Origin of the sequence: Brucella cytisi, assembly GCF_038433355.1 — a bacterium.
Taxonomy (GTDB): domain Bacteria; phylum Pseudomonadota; class Alphaproteobacteria; order Rhizobiales; family Rhizobiaceae; genus Brucella; species Brucella cytisi.
In genome coordinates, this window is sequence record NZ_JBCAUP010000017.1 from 115946 (window position 1) to 123405 (window position 7460).

Below are 7460 nucleotides of genomic sequence, written 5' to 3' on the forward strand. Positions count from 1 at the left end.
GTGTTGCGACTGGCTCCGGGAACCTGAACGTCAGTTCAATGCCCATGGCCGGTTGCGTCTGACGGGAATGTTGTGCTTTTATTGGATAAATCGGTGAGATCGGGCCTCGACCAGACTACGCGTGTAGGTATTTCGCGACTGCGAAAACACGGTTGCCGACGGACCGCTGTCTTCAACGCGACCGTTCCTCAAAATGTATATCTGGCTGCACAAATCCTGAACGACGGCAAGATCATGCGAAATGAAGATCATCGATATGCCGTCTTCCACGATCCGCTCTTTCAGGAGCCCGACGATTTCGGCCTGAACCGAGACATCGAGTGCCGAGGTTGGTTCGTCGGCAACGATGATCTCCGGGCACGCAAGCAAGGCGCGTGCAATGCAGATCCGCTGTTTCTGTCCGCCTGATAGCTGGTGCGGGTAACGAGACAGGAAACTCCTGGGCAGACCGAGTCTCTCCATCATCTCTCCGACATCAGAATTCGTCGTTGGCCGATCGACACGGCGGTTTGTCGACCGAACAGCTTCTTCAAGGGCATCGGCGATTGTCATGCGCGGGTTGAGGGAAACAGACGGATCCTGGAAAATCATCTGGACCCGTCCAAGAAGTCCGCTCGATCGACCCTTCTTCGAGACGTCGAATTTTGATCCATCGATGACGATCTCGCCGTCACTTGCTGTCTCGAGCCCAGCTATGATCCGCCCCATGGTTGTCTTACCGCTGCCGCTTTCGCCAACGATGCCGGTAATGGTGCCGCGTTGAAGTCTGATCGAAACCTGGTCCAGCGCTTTTTGAGGTGCGGGTCGAGAGAAAGGCCACGGTAATCCTGCGGAACGGAAGCTTTTCGAAACGTCTCTGGCTACCAGAATATCGACGGCCTGTTTCATGTCCGCACCTGGTGCATCAACCCTGTTTGAAGACTCCACCATATCGGATCGGGTATCACCACCGGATACGCGTAACCGCGGAACAGCAGCGAGCAATCTGCGCGTATAGTCATCCTGTGGTGTATCCAGAATGGTGCTGGTCAGGTTTTGCTCGACAACACGTCCGTGACGCATCACCAGAACCTTGTCCGCGATCTCGGCTATAACACCCATGTCATGGGTAACCAGCATGATTGACACACCGGTTTCGTCGACGAGTTTGCGCAGGAGCACAAGGATCTGTTTTTGCACGGTTGCATCAAGCGCAGAGGTTGGCTCATCAGCAATAATGACCTCCGGGGATCCTGCCAGGGCGATGGCAATTACGATGCGTTGCCGCTGACCGCCGGAAAACTGGTGAGGATAGTCATTATACCGCCGCTCCGGTTGCGGAATACCAACCCGTTCCAGGATTTCAATCCCGCGTTTGCGGATCTCATGACGGGAAAGCCTTGGATAGAACAGACTGATTGTTTCATCCAGTTGGGCGCCAATACTCATCAACGGATCAAGTGATGCCGTGTGGTCCTGAAAAATTGCCGAGATCCGCCTTCCTCTTGCTTGCTCCGCGCTCTGCGTATTGATCCCGCCAAGGTCTTGTCCGGCAAACCGGATAGAACCGGAAGTCTGTTTGAACCGCGCTCCAGGCAATCCGATGACAGCATTCCCCAGAGTGGATTTGCCTGCACCGGATTCGCCGATTATGCCGAGGATCTGACCTTTGCCGAGTACTGTGCTGACATTGTGCAGGATTGGAATTGGTCCACTTGACGTAGAATACTGCACGGAGAGATTGCTGATCTCCAGCAGGTTGGTGTTCAAATCCGTGGTCATCGTGTGTTGTTCCTTGGATCAAATCTGTGACGGATATCCTCGCCCACGAAGTTCACGCTCGCGATCAGCCCGAACAGGGCAAGGCCGGGGAAAAAGCTGATCCAGTACTGGCCGGTCATCAGATACTGAAATCCATTGGCAACGGCTGAACCAAGCGATGGCTGATCGACAGGGACACCAAGTCCGAGAAAGGAAAGGGTCGCTTCAAGTGCGATCGCGTGCCCGACTTCGATCGGAACGAGCGTGAGTGCGGGGGCTATGCTGTTCGGGAGAAGATGCCGGAATATCACCCGAAACGTTGGCAATCGCAGCAAATGTGCTGCGTCGATATAGGATTTCCCGCGTTCGCTTAGCGCAACTGCGCGCGCAACGCGTGCGTAATTCGCCCATTGCACTATGATCAGTGCCAGGACGATACGGTCCACACCTGGTCCCAGTGTGACAATCGCAATCAGAGCAATGAGCATTGAGGGAAGGCTCAAAAACAGATCGACTGTCCGCATAATGATGACATCGACCCGGTTACCGAAATAGGCAGCTGTGACACCCGCAGTCAGTCCGATCAGACCAGCAATTGCGGTACTGATCAGGGAGACAGTGAGGCTGATGCGCAAACCGTATAGAATGGTGCTTGCGATATCGCGTCCAAGCCCGTCGGTACCAAGGAGATACACATAGCCGCCGCTTCCCGTGGTCCCGGGCGGAGATGAGGCCTCCCATGCGAAAATCTGAAGAGGATCGTAGGGATTTTGCGGCGCTATAAGCGGTGCCGCAAGAGCGAGAAGGACAAAGACGGTGAAGATGACCGTCGATGGCGTTTTGGGAAGCAGGGAAGGGAGCTTCCAGAACTTCCGGAGCGTTTCGGCTTTCATGGGAGCTTACCTTTGTGAAGAATGGCGAATGCGCGGGTCAATGAACGCATGAAAGAGATCGACGAGTGCGTTGAGCACAACGAAGGTGACGGAGACGAATGTCAGTGTCGCCATCACAACCGGGCGATCGAGAAGCTGTATCGAGTCGATAAGCAGCTTGCCGACACCAGGCCATGCAAAAATCGTTTCAACAACCACTGCAAAGGCCAGCATGGCGCCAAATTGCAGGCCGATCACCGTCACGATTGGCGCACTGATATTGGGAAGTGTGTGACGAAACAGAATCCGGCTGGATGACAGGCCTTTTGCACGGCAAAACCGGATGAATTCGAGATTTTCCACTTCTACTGTCCCGGCGCGGGCCAATCTTGCAATCAGCGCGATGTTTGGAATGGCCAGTGAAAGCGCGGGGAGAACCAGATGTTTTAACCCGTTTGCTGTCAGGAAACTCCACTCGACGCCGAACATTTGTGCCGTGTCACCGCGACCGCCCGACGGAAACCATCCCATCATGACCGCTCCGGCCAAGATCAGAACCATGCTGAGCCAGAAAGCAGGAATGCTGATCGCAAAGACACTGGATCTCAGAATGATCCGGTCAATCAGGGATCCCTGTTTGCGTCCGGCAATGAGACCAAGCAGGATACCGCCGGGCGCCGCTATCAGCATTGCTGCAGAAGCCAGTTCGAATGTTGCCGGCAGCTTGGTCATGACCAATGAAAAGGCCGGCAGATGGTAGATGTACGAGGTGCCAAACGACCCGGTGAGAAGCGATTTCACAAAAATCAGATACTGTTGCCAGATAGGCTGGTCCAGCCCGAGCGCAATCGTTGCGTTTCTTATATCCTCAGCAGTCGCAGTCTCCATATTGACGATGTTGAAGACGGGGTTTCCAACACTATGAATGCCGATAAACCCGATCAGTGACATGACGAAAAGCAGAACAACGGCCTGTCCGAGACGACCAGTGACGGCAGCGATCAGTCCCATGGTCACTCTCCCGCCGGCACGGCTTGCATGGCTGTCGTCCATCCGCGTGGATGAACTGTGTAGGAGGCGACGCGCTTTCCATAGCCCGCAATGTGATGGAAATGGTAGAGCGGAATAATCGGATAGTCCGCCATCACAAGATCGGTGGCGCGAGCGACAGCCTCGTCCCTATTCGGGCCAACCTCAATGTCCTCTGCTTTGGCAAGCGCCTCGTCGAACGCCGCGTTGCGATAGTCTCCATAATTTAACGACCCGGTTTTCTGCTCGTCATTTTTCGAAGCCAAGACTGCATCAAGACAGATCGTAACCGCGTCGCCGGAACAGCCAGCATACCAGACCGGGTAATCACCTTGGGTCAGCTTGTTTGCATAGACGGAATAGGGTGCAACAGCCGGTTTTACGCGAACGCCTATGCGCGCCCAGTTCTGTGCGACGGCCTGCAGGGATTCACTGTCACCTGGATAACGTCCTCCGGGACCGCCGAGCTCGACGTTGAAACCGTCCTTGAAACCTGCCTGCGATAGCAAGTCCCTGGCACCTTCATAATCAGGTTTGTTGACGGACAGCTGGTCGGAGGTGCCAGGTAACCCGGTCGGAAAAAGCTGGGAGGCGGGGCTTCCATAGCCCATCAGGATCTTCTGTGCCAGAAAATCGCGATCTGTCGCCATTGTCAAAGCCTTGCGTACCCGTACATCGCGAAACGGATTTGCAAGGGGAGCGCCGGATTTGCCGGTTATACCGGGAAGCTTCTCGCGACCGATATCAAATTGCAGGAAATTGGAACGCGCAGCACTGGTGCTTTCAATTTTTGCGCCGCGCTGTTTGAGCATTTCGACATCGCGTGCCGGGATATAGTCAGCCAGATCGACATCACCGGTCGCCAGGGCAGCGACACGGGCGGCAGGGCTTTCAATAATGCGGAATATTACTTCAGACCAGGCTGGTTTTGCACCCCAGTAGTCGTCGTTTCTAACCAGTTTCAGGGTTTCGCCTGACTGCCAGCTATCGAATTTATAAGGGCCGGTACCAATCACAGCCGAGCCGCGGTTCATCTCGTCGGTCGCTTTGAAACCGCTGTCGTCATGTCGCACAATGAATATTGATGCAAGCGACAATGGCAGGGTCGGATGAGCTTCATTTGTCTCGAAGACAACGGTATGCGCGTCTGGCGCGGTGACTTTGCTGATGGCTTGCGTATAGGCTGCAAGCCCTCCGCCTGGCGGCTTCAGATAATGCTGGATACGTTCAACGGTGGCGATGACGTCCTGTGCCGTAAACGGTGAGCCGTCATGAAACTTCACGTTTTCGCGAAGCTTGAACTCCCACTGTTTGTCTGACAGCCGCTTCCAGGACTTGGCCAGGCCCGGCTTGGGCTCCATGTTTTGGTCCTGATAAACCAGCCTTTCGAAAATATGGGAAAGAAGTGAGGTGTTTTCGTTGAGATCCGCATAATGCGGGTCGAGTGTCATAAGCTTGTAGGCGGTTGCGACTTTTAGCGTCTGCGCGCTCGCCTCAATCGCTGTCAGGCCTCCCAGCATCGAGATACTCACGCCGGCGCAAACCAGCGCCCGGCGAAAAGTGCCGATCAATGTCATTGAAATGCTCCCTTGGATGTTTCGCAGCACGCCACAATTCGGGCTCGTGCTTCTCCCGCGAAAAATTCTGTCCTCCTCATCCGGGCCTGTTTTGCCCGGCTGACTAGCCCTCCTGTGATAATGTAGAGTTTACTCTGTAGTGGAATACTCAACAGAACGCAATAAGTTCAAGGATGAAAGACCGTGACATCTTTGCTCGCAATCTGTTCTGGCTCAGGGAAGAGCGAAAACTCTCTCAGGAAGAGCTGGGTTTTCGCGCCGGTTTACACCGCTCGACGATTCAGAACCTTGAGAATCGAAAGCATTCGCCAACACTGAAAAATATGGCGAAACTTGCAGCTGCGCTTGATGTGACCATCGAGCAGCTCATCAGTCCTCGCAAGGAGGACTGAGACTTGCTTCATTCACCATGGTCATCAGATCGGCAAGCACGGATCGGAGCGGTGGCCAGGGGAATTCATCGCAATCGGGCGAAAGCACGCCGAGTGTTATTAGAACGTGCAGTTTCGCGATTGCACCATGAATGGAGTGAGCCGGTGTATCCCAAAGGACCTGTGCAGCCGCCTGTTCACGGTCGGAAGCTTCACTCTCTGCTTCAAGGGCGCGCGTATAACCTGTAAGCTTGTCTGCAACCTTCCAAAGCGAATAATGCTGCTTTAACCGTTCCTCTGCTTCTGCGCGAGCTTCAGCCAGTGCGGGACCGGGCAGGACGAGTTCAATGTCTTTGTAACTTTTTACAGAAACCGTTCCTTCTCCAGGCACTTCTACCCGGATGTAGGGCTCGCCGACCTCTTCGAGCAGTTTTCTTTCGAGGTGCTGCTGCAATCGGCATAACTGGCAAAATTCAGTATAGGCTTGCTGCCAGATTTCCCAGTTCAACACTGCACGATCGTCGCCAGGGGCAGGGGCGTTTGGCTCCGATTTGCAGGAAAGAAATTCTTCGACAGCGGAAAGTAGGTTTCTGTGGGTGCGTGAAGGCAAAGTTCTGCTATTCTCAGAATCAGCCATGATCCGAGCTCCTTACAGCTTGGTTGTGGTCAGGTCGTTTTGGGTGGTGCTAACACTCAGAACGGCCGCTTTATCTGAGTTAAGCTACAGGATGTTTCCTCAATGTGCAACAATTTTCACCATGACATGGTGATTAATGGGCTTCAAGGCAGATTGGGAAGGGTTGCGATGGGATGGAGCGTTCTGAAATTAGCGGCCGCCGCAAACGTATCAACCCAGACAATTGTACGGCTCGAAAGAGGAGAAGAGCTAAGACCCGCGACCCTGGAACGCATTAAAGGCGTGCTGGAAGAAGCTGGTATAACCTTTATTTCCGATGAGAATGGGCGGGGTTTCGGAATCTTGGTTAGAGAGCCAGCTGAAAAATAAACGTATGACTGGAGTAGCTAGTTGATCTTTCAAAGAAGTTCAAAAAGCAAGGCAACCCTGTAAATCCTTAACGACAGTAATCTGGGACAAGCGTCACTCGTGTGATCCATCACGAGATAAAGCGCTTCTCGGCTCGCACTCGGTCTTATTTAAGTGTGTTTATGATCATCGAACGGCAGCTTTGCGCGCAATTTCGGTCGTTCGGAGATATTTCACGACTCCCCGGAAGCGGATATCTCTGCGCTTGCAACGTTGATCAGATTCCGGTGGAAGCGCCACTGGCAGGTTTCAAGCTGGCAGATGTTGAAAGCGGTCTTCCTATGTGGCAAGAGTCTGTTGCTCGAGCCAGTGTCCTACGCCTAATTATTGCGATCGATCGAAATTTCTCTGAAAATTAGCAGTGGCTATCATACTGCGACACTTGGGAGATTCGGGACTGTCAACGCGTGACTTTTATGTCGCTAATTGAAACTTGCCGCCTTCAACAGCCTCAATCACCATGCCGAGTGTATCATGGCTAGAGCGTTTCACCTTTTAACGGAACCATATCCGGCGTTTTCCAAATAGTTTTGGCATTCGGCGGGCTGGATGGTTTCGACCAGCCTGCCGATATGACGCCATGTGTCTTCGATGGTGCGCTTTTGTGCATTTCTCATCCAATGCTTGATCTTGGAAAAGGCTTGTTCGATCGGATTGAGGTCCGGCGAATAGGGTGGCAGGAACCAGAGCCGCGCGCCAGCGGCTTTGATCAATTGACGGATGGTTGCCGACTTATGGCTGCCGAGATTGTCCATGACGACAATGTCGCCTGGCTTGAGCACCGGGACCAACTGCTGCTCGACATAGGCGCGGAAACACTGGCCGT

At 53.7% G+C, this 7460-nt stretch carries 8 protein-coding genes; 2 read left to right on the forward strand and 6 right to left on the reverse strand.

Translation table 11 applies throughout. The features are described from left to right. Positions 1 to 78: 78 nt before the first annotated feature. Genes AAE521_RS17130 through AAE521_RS17145 form a run of 4 tightly spaced genes read right to left on the reverse strand, consistent with a single transcriptional unit; the run spans position 79 to position 5218 of the window. Positions 79 to 1761, reverse strand: coding sequence for a dipeptide ABC transporter ATP-binding protein (locus AAE521_RS17130; RefSeq protein WP_342061959.1), 1683 nt, complete (start codon positions 1759 to 1761; stop codon positions 79 to 81). Continuing rightward, positions 1758 to 2633: an ABC transporter permease gene (locus AAE521_RS17135; protein ID WP_342061960.1), complete on the reverse strand. Its 876-nt coding sequence runs from the start codon at positions 2631 to 2633 to the stop codon at positions 1758 to 1760. Before AAE521_RS17135 ends, AAE521_RS17130 begins: the two co-directional genes overlap by 4 nt. Positions 2634 to 2639: 6 nt before the next feature. After that, a complete protein-coding gene (locus tag AAE521_RS17140; RefSeq protein WP_342061961.1) occupies positions 2640 to 3623 on the reverse strand; it encodes an ABC transporter permease in 984 nt (327 codons plus the stop codon). A 2-nt stretch (positions 3624 to 3625) separates the two neighbouring features. Further along, on the reverse strand, positions 3626 to 5218 hold the full coding sequence (locus AAE521_RS17145; RefSeq protein ID WP_374864926.1) for an ABC transporter substrate-binding protein: 1593 nt from the start codon (positions 5216 to 5218) through the stop codon (positions 3626 to 3628). A 173-nt stretch (positions 5219 to 5391) separates the two neighbouring features. Between AAE521_RS17145 and AAE521_RS17150 the strand changes: the two genes are divergently transcribed. Then, positions 5392 to 5610, forward strand: a complete 219-nt coding sequence (locus AAE521_RS17150) for a helix-turn-helix domain-containing protein (protein ID WP_342061962.1) — start codon at positions 5392 to 5394, stop codon at positions 5608 to 5610. On the opposite strand, the gene AAE521_RS17155 is transcribed toward AAE521_RS17150, so the two are convergent. Further along, positions 5588 to 6097 carry a hypothetical protein gene (locus tag AAE521_RS17155; protein WP_342061963.1) on the reverse strand — a complete coding sequence of 170 codons (510 nt, stop codon included), beginning with the start codon at positions 6095 to 6097 and terminating at the stop codon, positions 5588 to 5590. The two genes, AAE521_RS17150 and AAE521_RS17155, sit on opposite strands and share 23 nt — an antisense overlap. A 231-nt stretch (positions 6098 to 6328) precedes the next feature. On the opposite strand from AAE521_RS17155, the gene AAE521_RS17160 reads away from it, so the two are divergent. Continuing rightward, positions 6329 to 6595, forward strand: coding sequence for a helix-turn-helix domain-containing protein (locus AAE521_RS17160; RefSeq protein WP_374864928.1), 267 nt, complete (start codon positions 6329 to 6331; stop codon positions 6593 to 6595). Between the two features lie 527 nt (positions 6596 to 7122). Here AAE521_RS17160 and AAE521_RS17165 read toward each other — a convergent pair. After that, on the reverse strand, positions 7123 to 7460 hold a 338-nt coding region (locus AAE521_RS17165), incomplete at its 5' end, for a transposase (protein WP_342060584.1).

Coding starts and splice junctions, on each gene's coding strand:
- AAE521_RS17130 (WP_342061959.1), bottom strand. CDS start 1,761: ATGACCACGGATTTGAACACCAACCTGCTGGAGATCAGCAATCTCTCC.
- AAE521_RS17135 (WP_342061960.1), bottom strand. CDS start 2,633: ATGAAAGCCGAAACGCTCCGGAAGTTCTGGAAGCTCCCTTCCCTGCTT.
- AAE521_RS17140 (WP_342061961.1), bottom strand. CDS start 3,623: ATGGGACTGATCGCTGCCGTCACTGGTCGTCTCGGACAGGCCGTTGTT.
- AAE521_RS17145 (WP_374864926.1), bottom strand. CDS start 5,218: ATGACATTGATCGGCACTTTTCGCCGGGCGCTGGTTTGCGCCGGCGTG.
- AAE521_RS17150 (WP_342061962.1), top strand. CDS start 5,392: ATGAAAGACCGTGACATCTTTGCTCGCAATCTGTTCTGGCTCAGGGAA.
- AAE521_RS17160 (WP_374864928.1), top strand. CDS start 6,329: ATGTGCAACAATTTTCACCATGACATGGTGATTAATGGGCTTCAAGGC.